14 protein-coding genes are annotated in these 13,953 nt (G+C 60.9%); 4 read left to right on the top strand and 10 right to left on the bottom strand.

Annotated elements, in window-relative coordinates; all coding sequences use genetic code 11:
• Positions 1–7: 7 nt before the first annotated feature.
• Positions 8–1,429: an FAD-binding oxidoreductase gene (locus ACN0SC_RS03125; RefSeq protein WP_417248548.1), complete on the top strand. Its 1,422-nt coding sequence runs from the start codon at positions 8–10 to the stop codon at positions 1,427–1,429.
• A gap of 144 nt (positions 1,430–1,573) precedes the next feature.
• Here the strand turns inward: ACN0SC_RS03125 and ACN0SC_RS03120 are convergent, their stop codons facing one another.
• Both ACN0SC_RS03120 and ACN0SC_RS03115 read right to left on the bottom strand, forming a co-directional pair.
• Positions 1,574–2,110 (bottom strand): adenine phosphoribosyltransferase, encoded by a 537-nt coding sequence (locus ACN0SC_RS03120; RefSeq protein WP_417248192.1) that lies wholly within the window; start codon positions 2,108–2,110, stop codon positions 1,574–1,576.
• 7 nt (positions 2,111–2,117) lie between these two features.
• Positions 2,118–2,990 carry an S-methyl-5'-thioadenosine phosphorylase gene (locus ACN0SC_RS03115; RefSeq protein ID WP_417248191.1) on the bottom strand — a complete coding sequence of 291 codons (873 nt, stop codon included), beginning with the start codon at positions 2,988–2,990 and terminating at the stop codon, positions 2,118–2,120.
• A gap of 218 nt (positions 2,991–3,208) precedes the next feature.
• Here ACN0SC_RS03115 and ACN0SC_RS03110 point away from each other — a divergent pair, with 218 nt between their 5' ends.
• Positions 3,209–4,816: a SulP family inorganic anion transporter gene (locus ACN0SC_RS03110; protein WP_417248190.1), complete on the top strand. Its 1,608-nt coding sequence runs from the start codon at positions 3,209–3,211 to the stop codon at positions 4,814–4,816.
• Between the two features lie 229 nt (positions 4,817–5,045).
• Here ACN0SC_RS03110 and ACN0SC_RS03105 read toward each other — a convergent pair whose 3' ends face one another.
• From ACN0SC_RS03105 to ACN0SC_RS03095, 3 genes are all read right to left on the bottom strand, one after another.
• On the bottom strand, positions 5,046–6,080 hold the full coding sequence (locus tag ACN0SC_RS03105; RefSeq protein ID WP_417248189.1) for a permease: 1,035 nt from the start codon (positions 6,078–6,080) through the stop codon (positions 5,046–5,048).
• A complete protein-coding gene (locus tag ACN0SC_RS03100; RefSeq protein WP_417248188.1) occupies positions 6,073–6,384 on the bottom strand; it encodes an ArsR/SmtB family transcription factor in 312 nt (103 codons plus the stop codon). Before ACN0SC_RS03100 ends, ACN0SC_RS03105 begins: the two co-directional genes overlap by 8 nt.
• Positions 6,385–6,472: 88 nt before the next feature.
• Positions 6,473–7,054, bottom strand: a complete 582-nt coding sequence (locus tag ACN0SC_RS03095; RefSeq protein ID WP_417248187.1) for a flavin reductase family protein — start codon at positions 7,052–7,054, stop codon at positions 6,473–6,475.
• 136 nt (positions 7,055–7,190) lie between these two features.
• On the opposite strand from ACN0SC_RS03095, the gene ACN0SC_RS03090 reads away from it, so the two are divergent.
• Positions 7,191–7,682 carry a GNAT family N-acetyltransferase gene (locus ACN0SC_RS03090; protein WP_417248186.1) on the top strand — a complete coding sequence of 164 codons (492 nt, stop codon included), beginning with the start codon at positions 7,191–7,193 and terminating at the stop codon, positions 7,680–7,682.
• Positions 7,683–7,723: 41 nt separating this feature from the next.
• Positions 7,724–8,503, top strand: coding sequence for an EcsC family protein (locus ACN0SC_RS03085; RefSeq protein ID WP_417248185.1), 780 nt, complete (start codon positions 7,724–7,726; stop codon positions 8,501–8,503).
• Between the two features lie 27 nt (positions 8,504–8,530).
• Here the strand turns inward: ACN0SC_RS03085 and ptsP are convergent, their stop codons facing one another.
• The 5 genes from ptsP to ACN0SC_RS03060 all read right to left on the bottom strand — a co-directional run bounded on the left by ptsP (position 8,531) and on the right by ACN0SC_RS03060 (position 13,946).
• Entirely contained in the window at positions 8,531–10,783 is a 2,253-nt protein-coding gene (gene ptsP / locus ACN0SC_RS03080; RefSeq protein WP_417248184.1) for a phosphoenolpyruvate--protein phosphotransferase, read from the bottom strand.
• Between the two features lie 214 nt (positions 10,784–10,997).
• Positions 10,998–11,384 (bottom strand): DUF4260 family protein, encoded by a 387-nt coding sequence (locus ACN0SC_RS03075; RefSeq protein WP_417248183.1) that lies wholly within the window; start codon positions 11,382–11,384, stop codon positions 10,998–11,000.
• Between the two features lie 105 nt (positions 11,385–11,489).
• Positions 11,490–12,725 carry an aspartate kinase gene (locus tag ACN0SC_RS03070; RefSeq protein WP_417248182.1) on the bottom strand — a complete coding sequence of 412 codons (1,236 nt, stop codon included), beginning with the start codon at positions 12,723–12,725 and terminating at the stop codon, positions 11,490–11,492.
• 139 nt (positions 12,726–12,864) lie between these two features.
• On the bottom strand, positions 12,865–13,344 hold the full coding sequence (locus ACN0SC_RS03065) for a DUF1178 family protein (protein ID WP_417248181.1): 480 nt from the start codon (positions 13,342–13,344) through the stop codon (positions 12,865–12,867).
• Positions 13,345–13,457: 113 nt separating this feature from the next.
• Positions 13,458–13,946 (bottom strand): NUDIX hydrolase, encoded by a 489-nt coding sequence (locus ACN0SC_RS03060; RefSeq protein WP_417248180.1) that lies wholly within the window; start codon positions 13,944–13,946, stop codon positions 13,458–13,460.
• Between the last annotated feature and the right edge of the window lie 7 nt (positions 13,947–13,953).

Here is a 13,953-nt window from a genome sequence, read left to right as displayed (position 1 = left end):
GATGACATTGATGCTCAATCCCGCTGATGCCGATTTTCTCGCAAGTCTTGAGGCGCAATTGCCTGCAGGCACCCTGCGCCCGCGTCGTGAAGGTGAGTTCGACGATCCGCGTGGGCGCTTCGAGGGGCGAGCGGGTGCAGTGGCGCGACCTGCCACGGTTGAGGAGGTCGCAACCATCGTGCGTGCCTGTAACGCCGCGCGGGTCGGTGTGGTGCCAATGGGCGGCGGCACGGGGCTGGTGCTGGGGCAGGTGGTGACTGACGGGCCCGCCCCCCTTGCGATTTCCTTGGAGAGGATGACGGCGATCCGCGCGACCTATGCGGAGGAAAATGTCATTGTTGCAGAGGCGGGCGCGATCCTTGCTGATGTGCAGGCCGCAGCAGAGGAGGCCAGCCGCCTCTTCCCTCTGTCACTGGCCGCCGAAGGGTCATGCCGCATCGGGGGCAATCTGGCCACCAACGCGGGCGGGCTGAACGTTCTGCGTTACGGCAATGCACGTGATCTGTGTCTGGGGCTGGAGGCGGTGCTGCCCGATGGGTCGATCTGGCACGGGCTGAAACGGTTGCGCAAGGACAACACGGGCTATGATCTCAAGAACCTGATGATCGGCGCGGAAGGCACACTTGGCGTTATCACTGCCGCCGCCCTGCGCCTCTTCCCGCGCCCAGTTGAGCAGGCATCCGCCGTGATGGTCGTGCCGGACCCGCAGGCCGCGCTCTCCCTTCTGTCCTTGGCGCGCGGGCGTTTGGGTGAGGAGATTTCCGCCTTTGAGCTGATTTCGGGGGCGGGGCTCGATTTCCTGTCGCAAACCCATCCCGATATCCGCCAGCCCTTTGACGTAGCTCCCAACTGGTGCGTGTTGATCGACCTCGGCCTGACCCGCGCGGGCGATCCGCAGGAGGCGCTGGCCGCGCTTTTCGAAGAGGCTGCCGAGGCGGGCTTGGTGAGCGATGGCGTTGTCTCGTCAAGCGCGGCGCAGCGCGAAGCGTTCTGGACCGTGCGCGAGAGCATCCCTGCGGCGAATAAGGCCGTGGGCGCGATCTCCAGCCACGATATCTCTGTGCCTTTGTCGCGCATCCCTACGTTTATCCCTGAAGGCATTGCGCGGCTGCGCGCGCTTGCTCCCGATATCCGCGTGAACTGCTTCGGCCATCTGGGCGACGGGAACCTGCATTACAACGCCTTCCCCGCACAGGGCAGGGACCGTTCCGAATACGATCACCTTCGCGCGGATGTGAAGCGGGTGGTGCATGATCTCGTTCAGGAGTTCGACGGATCGGTGAGCGCCGAGCATGGCATCGGGCGGCTCAAGGTTGAAGATCTGGAGCGTTATCAAGACCCCGCAAAACTCGCGGCCATGCGGGCGATCAAGGAGGGCCTTGATCCCAATGGCATCATGAACCCCGGTGCGGTGCTGCGGGCACTCTAGGGCGTCGGTGGGGGTTAAATGCACTGCGCCCCAGCGTCAGGGGTGACGATGGGGCGCTTTGTGATTTCTCAATTGTGGTGCAAGCTACGTCCCCTGCTTCCAAGGAGCCGCGCGGGCGTTAGCCACACATCACGACTAAACCGTTCACTCTCCCTCGAAAGCACAGAGCGCGTGGACGGAATACCCGAGATCCTCAAGCAGCTTGCGACCACCTAAGTCGGGCAGATCTACGATGAAGGAGGTGCCGACAATTTCGCCACCCAGACGTTCGATGAGCTTGATCCCTGCTTCCGCTGTGCCGCCTGTCGCCAGAAGATCATCCACGAGAAGGATTTTCTCTCCCGCCGCGATGGCATCGTCGTGAATTTCGACAATCGCCTCGCCATATTCGAGCTTGTATTCCTCCGAGATCACCGCACCAGGCAGTTTGCCCTTTTTGCGGATCGGGACAAAGCCGACAGACAGTTGGTGCGCGATGGCACCACCGAGGATGAACCCGCGCGCCTCCAACCCCACAACCTTGTCAATCTGCGTGCCCACGAACGGGTCGAGCATCTGGTCGATCGCCAGACGCATCCCGCGCGGATCGGCAAAGAGCGTGGTCACATCGCGGAACATGATCCCTTCATGCGGGAAATCGACGATGGTGCGAATGTAATCACGGACGGTTTTGTGTTCCATTGGGGTCTTATCCTTTCAGCACGCGGCCCGCGACCGCGTCGAGTTTGGCCACGAGATCGGGATCGCGTTTCTCGGGGGCGGTCATGATGGCGAAGTCGAGGGCGTGATCGCAGCCGTTGGGGCAGGGCTCGGGTTTCCCCATCAAGGCGGGGAGCGCGGCGATCAGATCCTTGGCATGGGTGGTGTTGGCGCCGAGCGTAGCGATGATCGCGTTGATATCCACCTCGCCGTGGTCTGGATGCCAGCTGTCGTAGTCTGTGACCATGGCGACGGAGGCATAGCAAATCTCCGCCTCGCGGGCGAGTTTGGCCTCGGGCATGTTGGTCATGCCGATCACGTCGCAGCCCCAGACATCGCGATACATCTTGCTCTCGGCTAGCGTGGAGAACTGCGGCCCTTCCATTGCCAGATAGGTGCCGCCCATATGCACGGTGACGCCTGTGGAGCGCGCGGCCTCGTAGGCCAGTCCTGAGAGGCGTTCGCAGGTCGGGTGGGCAAGCGAGACATGCGCGACGCAACCGCTAGAGAAAAAGCTCTTCTCGCGGTTCACGGTGCGGTCGATGAACTGATCGACGATCACGAAGTCCCCAGGTGCTATTTCCTCGCGGAACGAGCCCGTGGCCGAGACAGAGATGATGTCGGTCACGCCCAGACGTTTGAGCGCGTCGATATTGGCGCGGTAGGGGACTGTGGTCGGCGTATGGACGTGGCCGCGCCCGTGGCGGGGTAGAAAGGCCATTTTGACCCCATCCAAGGTGCCCGTGAAGATCTCGTCGGAGGGTGGCCCCCATGGCGTCTCGACCGTGACCCATGTGCCGTCCTCAAGCCCGTCGATCTCGTACACACCCGATCCGCCGATGACGCCGATCATTCGTTCCATCTCATGCCCTCTCGTAGCTCGTGTCGGCCACACAGTGCCGCGAAGCGGCGCGGATGGAAAGTCACAACTGCGTCTCCGTATGCCGTGGGATGTCAAGCTTCCTTAAAGAGCGCATAACAGGTATTCGCCGTACCCATAGCGCCCCCCTTTGCGTTTTCCTGCAACACGGGGTAGAAGGCACGCAAAACGCACCTTCCAAAATAACTGGGGACTGTCCCGTGATTCAATCTGCTCTCGCGTCTTTCGCGAAGAACCTCTCCATTTCGGGAGGCTCGACAAAGCTGACCCCTATGCAGTTCAAAACCGAAATTTTGTCGGGTCTGACTGTGGCGCTGGCACTTGTGCCCGAAGCTGTCGCTTTTGCATTCGTTGCGGGGGTTCACCCGCTTGTCGGTCTCTACGCGGCTTTTATGGTTGGTCTGATCACCGCCGTATTCGGTGGCCGTCCAGGGATGATTTCGGGCGCGACAGGGGCCCTGGCCGTTGTCATGGTCTCGTTGGTTGCCGAGCATGGCGTGGAATATCTCTTTGCCACCGTGGTGCTGATGGGCATCCTTCAGGTGCTCGCAGGGGTCTTCCGCCTTGGCAAGTTCATCCGCCTCGTTCCGCACCCTGTGATGCTTGGCTTTGTGAACGGTCTGGCCATCGTGATCTTCCTCGCCCAAATGACGCAGTTCAAGATGCCTGGAACGGATGAGTTCATGTCGGGCGGGCCGCTGATGATCATGCTTGTGCTGGTAGGTCTGACAATGGCCGTGGTGCATTTCCTGCCCAAGGTGTCTAATGTCATACCTGCTCCGCTAGCGGGTATTCTCGTGACGGCAATTGTCGTGATTGCTCTCGATCTGCCCGTCCCGCGCGTTGGTGACATGGCCGCGATCAAAGGCGGGTTGCCGAGCTTCCATATCCCCGCCGTGCCGATGTTCGAGAGCCTTCCGCAGTTCCTGAGCGTTATGGAAATCATCTTCCCCTACGCGCTCATTCTGGCCGCCATCGGCCTGATAGAGAGCCTTTTGACCCTCAACCTCGTGGGCGAGATCAAGGGCGAGCGCGGCGGTGTTGCGCAGGAATGCGTCGCGCAGGGTGCTGCCAATATCGCCACGGGTTTCTTCGGCGGCATGGGCGGTTGCGCAATGATCGGCCAGTCGATGATCAACGTGAATTCGGGCGGTCGCACCCGTGTCGCAGGGATCGCCGCAGCACTCTTCCTGCTGACGTTCATCATGTTTGCCTCGCCGCTCATCGAGCAAATCCCGCTGGCCGCATTGGTCGGGGTGATGTTCATGGTGGTGATCGGAACCTTCGCGTGGAACTCCTTCAACGTGATGCGGAAGGTGCCGCGAATTGATGCCTTCGTCATCGTGCTCGTTACCGTTGTGACGGTGCTTGAAGACCTCGCGATCGCCGTGGTCGTGGGCGTGATCGTCTCCGCGCTTGCCTACGCATGGCAAAACGCCTCGCGCATTCATGCCAAGACCTACAAGACTCCCGAGGGTGCGAAGGTCTATCAGGTGCAAGGGCCGCTCTTCTTCGGCTCGGCTGAAGGGTTTCAGGAATTGTTTACCCCCGCAGCCGACCCCTCGACGGTCATCATTGACTTCGCCGACAGCCGCGTGGCCGACCAGTCCGCCCTGTCCGCCATCGAGGCTGTGGCTCTCAAATATGAGAACGCGGGCAAGGAAATACAGCTCCGCCATCTCAGTCGCGACTGCCACCGCCTGCTTTCGCGTGCAGGGCACCTGATGATCGACAGCGAGGACGATCCCGACTATCAGATCGCCACGGACTACACGGTGCGCACGGGTATTCTCAGCGGAGGCCACTAAGGCCACACCGCGCAGAGCATCGAGACAGGAAAAGGGGGGCGTTTCGCCCCCCTTTTGCTATTTTGAGTGCGGACGGTTGTGGCTTTTTCGGCAGTTCGGCGCGCCAGATCGAGCGTCACTTTTTTAGCGGGTAGGGCAGGTCGAGCTGGGTTCTGCCCGCCGCAACAAGGTTCTTGCGGGTAAAGGGGCGTTGGAGCGCCGACCTTTCGGACGGCGCTCCACGCGTAGGTTAGATGACGAGTTGGAAGATCATCCCTGACAGGATAGCACCCAGCACGCCGAGGCCGAGGTAGGCGCTAAAGACGCGCGGTTTGACGAGCGACCAGACGGCGGCCATGGCGGGGATCGAACTGACCGCACCCGCGATCATGAAGGACATCGCCGCGCCCGCACTCATGCCCTGTTCCATCAGTCCCGCGAGAAGTGGCGGTGCGACATAGGAGTTGAGGTAGGCGGGCATCCCCACGAGCGCAGCTGTTGCGATCGGCACGATACCCTCGCCGCCCACGGCGCGGGCGATCATATCGGCAGGCACGTAGAAGACCAAAAGCGCCTCGATCACATAGGCCATGGCGAGCCATTTCAGCAGGAAGATGCCGTTGCTAACGAATTCGTCCTTGAACACCGTGCGGCGGTCGGCCTCGGTCCAGAAACGCCAGTTGGTCGTCTCCTCAACTTTTTGTCCGCAACCGCAGCAACTTGTTGTCTTGCGTGGTTTGAGCGGATCGGAGAATGCACCAACACCCATCATGGCCTTGATGGCGAACCCACCGAAGAGACCGAGGGCGACAGCGGCGATGGCTTTGCCCACGGCAAAGGGCCAGCCAAGGGCCGCCGCGGTGATGAGAAGCGTTGGCGGGTCAATGAGTGGGGAGGCGAGCCAGAAGGCCATAACGGCGGACAGGGGAGCACCGAGCGCCAGAAGCCCCGCGACGAAAGGAATGACTTCGCAGGAACAGAACGGTGCCAACCCGCCAAAGAGGGCCGCGAGAAAGATCATCCGCACTTCGCGGCCCTGAAACGCTTTGGACACCAGCCGTTCTGCACCTGTTGCTTTGAGATAGGCGAGAAGCAGCACGGCAAAGAGGATGTATCGTGAAGTATGCGCCAGAGCACGTAGGGCAAATTCCACCACATTGCGCAGGTTGTCAGGGTCAAATGTGAGCACGCCAAGAAGAAGTGCGACAATGACGGCCCAAGGGGTTTTGAGCCACGCCGTCAGGGTCGCTGCGCGTGCGGTCGGGGAAATTGATGTCTCAGCCATTGGCCGCGTTCCTTTGCATCTGGTCGGCGCAACATTCGCTCACGAGAAAACGCCCGAGATCTTCGATATGCTCGAAACAGGCGCGGTTGATGACGGTGCGCCCGATGCGCTCCTGTGTCACCAGTCCTGCGCCCGCGAGGAATTTCAGATGGTGGGCAAGGGTCGAGGCGGGGATGTCCGTGCGCGCCTGAATGTCGCCGACACTCAACCCGTCACGCCCTGCGCGCACCAAAGCCCGTATGACCTTGAGGCGAGCTTCCGACCCCATTGCGGCAAATCCGCTGGCGGCTTCTTCCCATTCCATGTTGCGTCCTTTAGATTCTATATAACTAGTTTTATAGTTATATTGGGGCGCATTGGCAAGACGCATGTCACGCGCAGCGGATTATCTCTTAGCTGTCGGGGCGAACCAGTTCGAAAACGTCTTTGATTTCAGAGTAATCGCGGTAGCCAAGGCGGCTGAGCATTCGCGCGCGCACCACGTCAAACCGCCCGTCGATCAGGCAATCCTCACGCATATGGATACCCACGACCTCGCCGAACACTGCGATGGCACCTCCCAGAAGCGGCACGACCTGACTTGTGCGGCATTCGAGGGCAGCGGGGGCATTTCCGACACGGGCGCAGGGAATTTCTTCGCAGGCCACCTTTATGGCGCCAGCATGGGAAAACTCGTCCTCGTCGTGGGCGAGGGCGGCGGAAGAGGCGTTCATGGTCGCGGCCAGTTCCGCACCCACGATATTGACGCAGAACACTCCCGTGTCCTCGGCGTTTGCAACGCTGTCCTTGCGACCAGAGGAAGCAAACATGACCTGCGGCGGCGCATGGGAGACGGCGTTGAAAAAGGAATAGGGTGCGAGGTTGTCATGGCCATCGCGCGAACGTGTCGAAATCCAGCCGATCGGACGGGGGGAGACCAGCGCGGCAAAAGGATTGTGCGGCAACCCGTGGCCGTCTTCGGGGCGGTAAAACATGAACTCTCCTTGCGTTGCCCCTGATCTAGCGCCGTGATAGCAGAAATTCGAGAGAAAATTCAGCGCTTGCGCGTTGGACGGATGTGACAGGGCGCGACACATCACACCGTATAAAGCACGGGGAGACGGGCGGGCAGTGATCCGGATAGACGAGGAAAGAGCCGAGGACTGGTGGGAGGTGGAATACCTCTATGACACTTGTTTCGCGCCTGGCCGCGAACTGTTGTCGTCTTACCGCCTGCGCGATGGCGTCAAAAGAGTTGCAGAACTATGCCTCGTGGCGCGTGACGAGAACGACCTCGTTGGGGCCGCGATCCGCTTTTGGCCCGTTATGATCGGCCCGCATAAGGCACTCCTGCTCGGTCCGATTGCCGTTCACCCGACACGGCAGGGGGAAGGGCTTGGCGGGCATTTGATCCGCGAAAGTCTCCATAAGGCGGCAGGGCTCTCGTGGGAGCGTGTGCTGCTGGTTGGCGATGCGCCTTATTATTCGCGTTTTGGTTTTGAGCGGCTCGATAATGTGGTCATGCCGCCCCCGACCAACCCTGACCGCGTGTTGGGATATGCGCTCAAGCCTGGGGCGTGGGACGGGGTCTCGGGCGAGGTGGAGAAGGCAGATCAGGCCTGATCTCGCTTGCCAAGGCGCACCTGTGCCCCCACATATCAGTCATGACTGATGCACCGCCCAAGCTTACCGACGGCGCCCATGCCGTCCTGCACGCCCCGACTGACGCCGCCATCGATGACCTCGCGCGGCGGCTTCGGCGCGCCAATTCGGGCGGTATGCAGATCCTCAATGTGGTTGGTGGATCGGCGGACGGGCTATTCAATCGCCTGCCTGTGCCCGTGCGCTCGCGTATGGAAAGCGCAACGATGGCCGCGTTGGAAACCGCGCTCGACGGTGCGACGCGCACACGGGCGGCGGGCTATAGGGGCAATGCGTGGCTCTCGCGCGCTCTGGCATCGGGGCTAGGTGCGGCAGGTGGTGCGGGGGGATTGCCGTCGGCGATGGCGGAGCTGCCCGTGACTACGGTTGTGCTGCTTCATACGATCCAAAGCGTTGCAGAGGATTACGGTTTCGATCCAACCCGCGATGATGTGCGCAAGGCCTGTATCCAGACCTTCGCCGCAGCAGGGCCGTTGAGCGATGATGACGGGGCTGATCTGGCGTTTCTGACCGCGCGAACCACGCTGACAGGGGCGACGGTCCACGCCATTCTCGCGCGGGTTGCACCGCGCCTCTCGCTGGTTTTGGGGCAGAAGCTCGCTGCGCAAGCGGTGCCCGTTCTGGGTGCGGTTGCAGGGGCGGCGACGAATTACGTCTACACGGGCTATTACCACGAGATTGCGCATGTCACCTTCGGGATGTTGCGCATGGCCGAGGATAGCGACCAGAGCTACGATGCACTTAAGGAGCAGCTACAGACATCAGTGGCGCGATTGGGCTGAGGAGAACTGAAGCCGCGGGCCGTCTTCTCAGACAATCACATCCTGACGTTTCAGGTAGTCGGTCAGCGCTGCGCGTACGCTTTGCTCGCCACGCTCGGCGGCCGCGTCAATCTCGGCCAGAACCTCGTCCAAATTGACCCGCCGCAGCACCGATTTGACAGGGCCGATTGAGGCAGGGCGCATCGATAGCGTTCGCAAGCCCACGGCAGAGAAGGCCACGGCTTCGAGCGGACGGCCCGCATCCTCGCCGCAGAAAGAAACAGGTGTGTTGTGCTCTTCACAGCGCGCGACGATCTGGCGAATGAAGCTCAGGAAGGACACGTTCAGCGTATCATAACGGCGGCGTACCCGCTCGTTCTCGCGGTCGGCGGCGAAGAAGAACTGCTTGAGATCGTTGCCGCCGATGGAGATGAAATCGGTCTCTTGGAAAAAACGGTCAGGCGCGAAGGCCAGCGAAGGGGTTTCCAACATGGCGCCCACTTCGACCTCGCTGGGTAGCGCATGTCCCAGCCGTTTCTCGTTTTCCATCTCCGCATCCACCATAGCACGTGCTTCGCGGAATTCCTCGAACTGCGCGATGAAGGGGAACATGATGGTCAGCGGCCGCCCCGCTGCGGCGCGGATCAGCGCCTGTAGCTGCATCCGCATCACACCGCGCTTGTCGAGGCCCACACGGATCGCACGCCAGCCCATAGCGGGGTTCGGCTCGTCTTGCGACTTCATGTAGGGCAGCACCTTGTCCGATCCGATGTCGAGGGTGCGGAAGGCCACGCGCTTACCCTTGGCCGCATCCATTACCCGCCCGTAGAGCGAGGCCAGCTCACCGCGGCGCGGGACCGAGTTGCGAATGAGAAACTGAAGCTCGGTGCGGAACAGTCCAACCCCTTCGGCCCCTGATGAGGCGAGGGACGGAAGGTCGGCCATCAGTCCCGCGTTCATATGCATGTTGATGCGTTTGCCGTCGAGGGTCGTGGCGGGTTTGTCAACCAGCCCCGTGTAAAGCTTCACGGCCTCTTCTTGCATCGCGATCTTGTCGCGGAAGGCCTTGGCAACATTCTCCTCGGGGCGCAAATGCACTACGCCCTGATCGCCATCGACAAGGATGGGGTCGCCGTTGAGTGCCTCGGTCGTGATACCGCGTGCATGGATCACCAGAGGGATGGCCCATGCGCGCGCAACCACGGCGGCGTGGGAGCCGACCGAACCCTGTTCAAGTACGATGCCCTTGAGATTCTTGCCGTAGTCGAGCAATTCACCGGGTCCGATATTCCGCGCAATCAGGATCGGGTTGTCGGGCATTTCCGCGCCCGTTTCCTTGCCTTGCCCCGTGAGGATGCGCAACAGGCGGTTGGAGAGGTCGTCGAGATCATGGAGCCGCTCACGCATGTATGGATCAGGCACCGTTGCCATGCGCGCGCGCGCGATGGACTGTTCCTTTTCCACGGCGGCCTCGGCGGACAATCCGCTTGAGATGTCCTCCTCCATTCGCCGCATCCAGCCGCGCGAATTGGCGAACATGCGGTAGGCTTCCAGCACGTCGCGCTGATCCTTGTCAGCCTTGCCAAGCGAGGACAGCATGTCGTCCACTGACAGCCGCAGCGTATCGACGGCTTCGCGCAGACGTACGGTCTCGCTTTCGGGATCATCGGCCACGGGGTTGGTGACGACCACGCGCGGCTCGTGGAGATAGACATTGCCCTCGGCCACGCCCTCTTGCCCTGTCGCGCCACGGAACATGACGGGTTGCTGGTGCAGGGCGGTCAATGCGGTGTCCTCACCGACGAATGCCCCCAATTCGGTCATCTCCGCCAGCACCATTGCGACCACTTCGAGTGCGTAGACCTCATCATCGGAGAACTGGCGCGATTGCTTCGATTGCACGACCAGAACGCCAAGAGTGCCGCCAAGGCGCTGGATCGGCAGGCCAAGGAAGGAGGAGTAAATCTCTTCACCTGTTTCAGGCATGTAGCGGAAATAGCGCTCGGAAGGGGCATCGGCGGTGTTAACGATGTGTTTGGTGCGCGCGACGCGGCCCACAAGGCCCTCACCAATGCGTAGGCGCGTTTTGTGGACGGCTTCCGCCTTCAGACCCTCAGTGGCGCAAAGTTCAAGCGTGTCGTCGTCGCGGAATAGGTAGATCGAGCAGACTTCGGTCTGCATACTGTCGGCGATCAGGCTGGTAATATGATCCAGCCTTGTCTGACTGGCCGTGTCCTCGGCCAGCGTATCGCGCAATCGCCTCAAGAGCTTGCGGCTTTCCGTTTCGCGGCTGTATTGCATCAATCCCTGCTATTATTCTGCTCCGCCCTTTTAGGCAGGGCGGTCGGTTCGTTTAGAGCACAAATGGGGTGCGGGGCCAGCGTAAATTGCCCCAATGAGCGGCCGTTAGCGCAAATCTGCGCAAAAAAAGTATAAAATTCCGCCAGTTATCGCTGCGGGTGCAAAGATATTCTGCGCGTGCGAAGGTGGGCGGGCGCGCGCAAACGCGCCTCGCTCAAGCCTCTTTTGCGTGCTTGCCGATGGGGCCGAGATGGGTCTGCCCGAACCCTTCTGGCGACTTCAAACCATAGCCCAAAGCGCGGTCAAATCCCGCGTGTGCGATGAGCAAAAGCCCTACGGAAACGGCTATGGCGCTCGCCCCGCCGATGAACATAGTGAACCCCATGATGAAGAAACCCATGGGGTAGAGGTGGGCGAGGTTGTAGGCCAAAGCGCCCACGCGTGGCCCCGCGAGATAGGCGAGGAAAGTGAGATCTGGCGCAAAGAAAACCAATAGCGCGCCCCACCACGGCATCTCCATCCCTAGAAATAGGGCCAACCCCAATGCAGCGGCAAAAACCAAACCGCCTTCGATCCGTTGCCAAATAATCGTGCTACGCATGAAATCCTCCCTTCCTGTTTGGCCATTTTTAGGAGTTGCGCGGCAAAAGAAAACCCCCGCGCCTCACGGGGAGGGCGGGGGTGTCTATTCGACTGGCGGAAAGGTTCAGGCTTTTTCAAGCTCGAATGCGTCGTGCAGAGATTGCACTGCCAGTTCGGTATATTTGCGATCCACGAGTACGGAGATCTTGATCTCGGAGGTGGCGATCACCTTGATGTTAATGCCTTCGTCGGAGAGAACCTTGAACATCTTCGCCGCGACACCTGATTGCGAACGCATCCCGATGCCAACAAGCGAAATCTTGGCCACTTCCGTGTCGCTGAGGAGTTCGGCAAAATTGATCTCGCCACGTTCCTTTGCGCCGTCAAGTGCAGAGCGGGCGCGCTCGACCTGATCGGTGGGGCAGGAGAAGGTCATATCCGTGCGCCCGTCCTCGGAAATGTTCTGAATGATCATATCGACGTTGATGCCACTTTCGGCCAGAGGGCCGAAGATCGCCGCCGCGATACCAGGGCGGTCGGCCACGGAAACGAGGGTCATTTTCGCTTCTTCGCGGGAGGCGGCGACGCCAGAAACGGGTTTATTTTCCACGATATCCTCCTCGGCACAGATCAAGGTGCCAGCATTGGGGTCATATTCCTCGAACGACGAAAGCACGCGCAACCGCACGCCAAACCGCATCGCCAGTTCCACCGAACGGGTTTGCAGCACCTTCGCGCCAAGCGAGGCCAGTTCAAGCATTTCCTCGAAGGCGATCTTTTCCATCTTGCGCGCTTTGCTCTCGATGCGCGGGTCGGTGGTGTAGACGCCATCAACGTCGGTGTAGATGTCGCAACGTTCGGCATCAAAGGCGGCGGCAAATGCCACGGCAGTGGTGTCCGATCCGCCTCGGCCAAGCGTGGTGATGCGCCCCTCGGGGGAGATGCCTTGGAAACCAGCGACCACCGCGACCTTCATGCCTTCGTCGAATTTGGCGACGATGTTGTCGGTGGGGATTTCCTCGATCCGCGCGGCACCATGGGCCGAGTTGGTCTTGAGCGGCACCTGCCAGCCCTGCCAACTGCGCGCGGGGATGTCCATTTCTTGCAGGGTCAGGGCCATAAGGCCCGCAGTGACGTTTTCACCCGACGATACCACGGCGTCATATTCGCGCGCGTCATACATCGGGGAGGTCTCACCCACATAGCCCACGAGCTTGTTCGTCTCGCCCGACATGGCGGAAACGATGACGATCACGTCATAGCCGTTGGCAACCTCGCGTCCCACGCGCTTTGCGGCGCGTTTGATGCGGTCGAGGGTGGCCACGGATGTGCCACCGAATTTCATCACGAGAATGGGCATCTGAGCCGATCTCCCTCGTCCTCTTTTGATCGCGCTGTTCCTAAGCGCAGGCGCGGGAAAGGGCAAGGGGGCACGCGCGACTTGGCGCGGCGGGGCGATCACGGTTTTTAAGGGCCGCGTGCGCGGTGCGGGCTTGAGATCAGTTCGTCTGCCGCTTCGGGGTAAAGGGCAGGGGCACGACAGGCACACCATCCTCGATCAGCGATTTGGCCTCATCCGGTTTCGCCTCGCCATAGATCGGGCGGGCAGGAATGTCGCCGTCATGCATGGCGCGAGCTTCTTGGCTGAACTTCATCCCGACATATTCGGAGTTGGCCTCGACATGCGCTTTCATCGCCTTGAGCGCTGCCTCGGCGGCATCGCGCGGCGCGGCGAGAGGTGTTGCCTCGGAAGGGGAGGCATTGGACGTCTGATCCGCGATGGCGGGGGTGCCCTTAGAGGTGGAAGGAGCGCGCGAGGTGCTTACGGGGGGAGTCATCAGGGCCTTTTCCACATCCGTTGCACCACAGTAGGGGCACGCAACCTGACCCGCGCCCAGCAGCGCATCGTAGGCGGCGGCGGATTTGAACCAGCTTTCGAAGCTGTGATCATTGGGGCATTTGAGGGCGTAACGGATCATTCAAGCGGTCTCGGTTTCAGGTGGCGGTGCGCGCAATCTGCACCGTCGGGTAAAATAGGGCGAGGCTCGGTGAGGTTCAATGACCAAGCGCCTGCGCGCGGGTCGGGCACCCGTCAGAGTTTGAGCGGTCGCGGATCAAAGTTGCGCAGCATTTGCGCCAACTCGCGCGAGTCGACCCGCTCCGCGGCCGCTTCAGGCGTGAACCATTTGCGTTTGCGTTGGCCTTTTTCGGGATAGTCGTCGAGCATCGTTTTGACCTTCAGAGGAAACACGGCCACCACAACCTGCATCGGATCGTCTTCTGGATCCTTGTATTTCTTGTAGGAATAGATGCCGAGCGTGATCGGGGAAGGTTTGCCCTGCACGCCCGCCTCCTCGAAGGCCTCGGTTGCGGCGGCTTCCATCGGTGTGGCGTTGTGCATCGGCCAGCCTTTGGGGATGATCCAGCGCTTGCGGCGTCGGGTCTTGACCAGAAGCACCTGAAGCTTCCCCTTCCGCACCCGCCAGCAAAGCGCGCCAAATTGCGTGCGCACACCCGTTTTCGGCGTGGAACCGAGTTTCAAGCGCGACTGTTTGGTTTTGATGGGCGTCATTTCGGCCATTTTGCAG

The sequence above is a fragment of the Celeribacter sp. genome, from assembly GCF_048261515.1.
In the GTDB taxonomy this organism is placed as follows: domain Bacteria; phylum Pseudomonadota; class Alphaproteobacteria; order Rhodobacterales; family Rhodobacteraceae; genus Celeribacter.
This window is presented reverse-complemented; position numbering and strand designations above follow the sequence as displayed.

Bases quoted from the DNA above. Each gene is read 5' to 3' on its own strand.
- ACN0SC_RS03120 (WP_417248192.1), bottom strand. From the start codon at position 2,110: ATGGAACACAAAACCGTCCGTGATTACATTCGCACCATCGTCGATTTC.
- ACN0SC_RS03115 (WP_417248191.1), bottom strand. From the start codon at position 2,990: ATGGAACGAATGATCGGCGTCATCGGCGGATCGGGTGTGTACGAGATC.
- ACN0SC_RS03105 (WP_417248189.1), bottom strand. From the start codon at position 6,080: ATGGCTGAGACATCAATTTCCCCGACCGCACGCGCAGCGACCCTGACG.
- ACN0SC_RS03100 (WP_417248188.1), bottom strand. From the start codon at position 6,384: ATGGAATGGGAAGAAGCCGCCAGCGGATTTGCCGCAATGGGGTCGGAA.
- ACN0SC_RS03095 (WP_417248187.1), bottom strand. From the start codon at position 7,054: ATGTTTTACCGCCCCGAAGACGGCCACGGGTTGCCGCACAATCCTTTT.
- ACN0SC_RS03085 (WP_417248185.1), top strand. From the start codon at position 7,724: ATGACTGATGCACCGCCCAAGCTTACCGACGGCGCCCATGCCGTCCTG.
- ptsP (WP_417248184.1), bottom strand. From the start codon at position 10,783: ATGCAATACAGCCGCGAAACGGAAAGCCGCAAGCTCTTGAGGCGATTG.
- ACN0SC_RS03075 (WP_417248183.1), bottom strand. From the start codon at position 11,384: ATGCGTAGCACGATTATTTGGCAACGGATCGAAGGCGGTTTGGTTTTT.
- ACN0SC_RS03070 (WP_417248182.1), bottom strand. From the start codon at position 12,725: ATGCCCATTCTCGTGATGAAATTCGGTGGCACATCCGTGGCCACCCTC.
- ACN0SC_RS03065 (WP_417248181.1), bottom strand. From the start codon at position 13,344: ATGATCCGTTACGCCCTCAAATGCCCCAATGATCACAGCTTCGAAAGC.
- ACN0SC_RS03060 (WP_417248180.1), bottom strand. From the start codon at position 13,946: ATGGCCGAAATGACGCCCATCAAAACCAAACAGTCGCGCTTGAAACTC.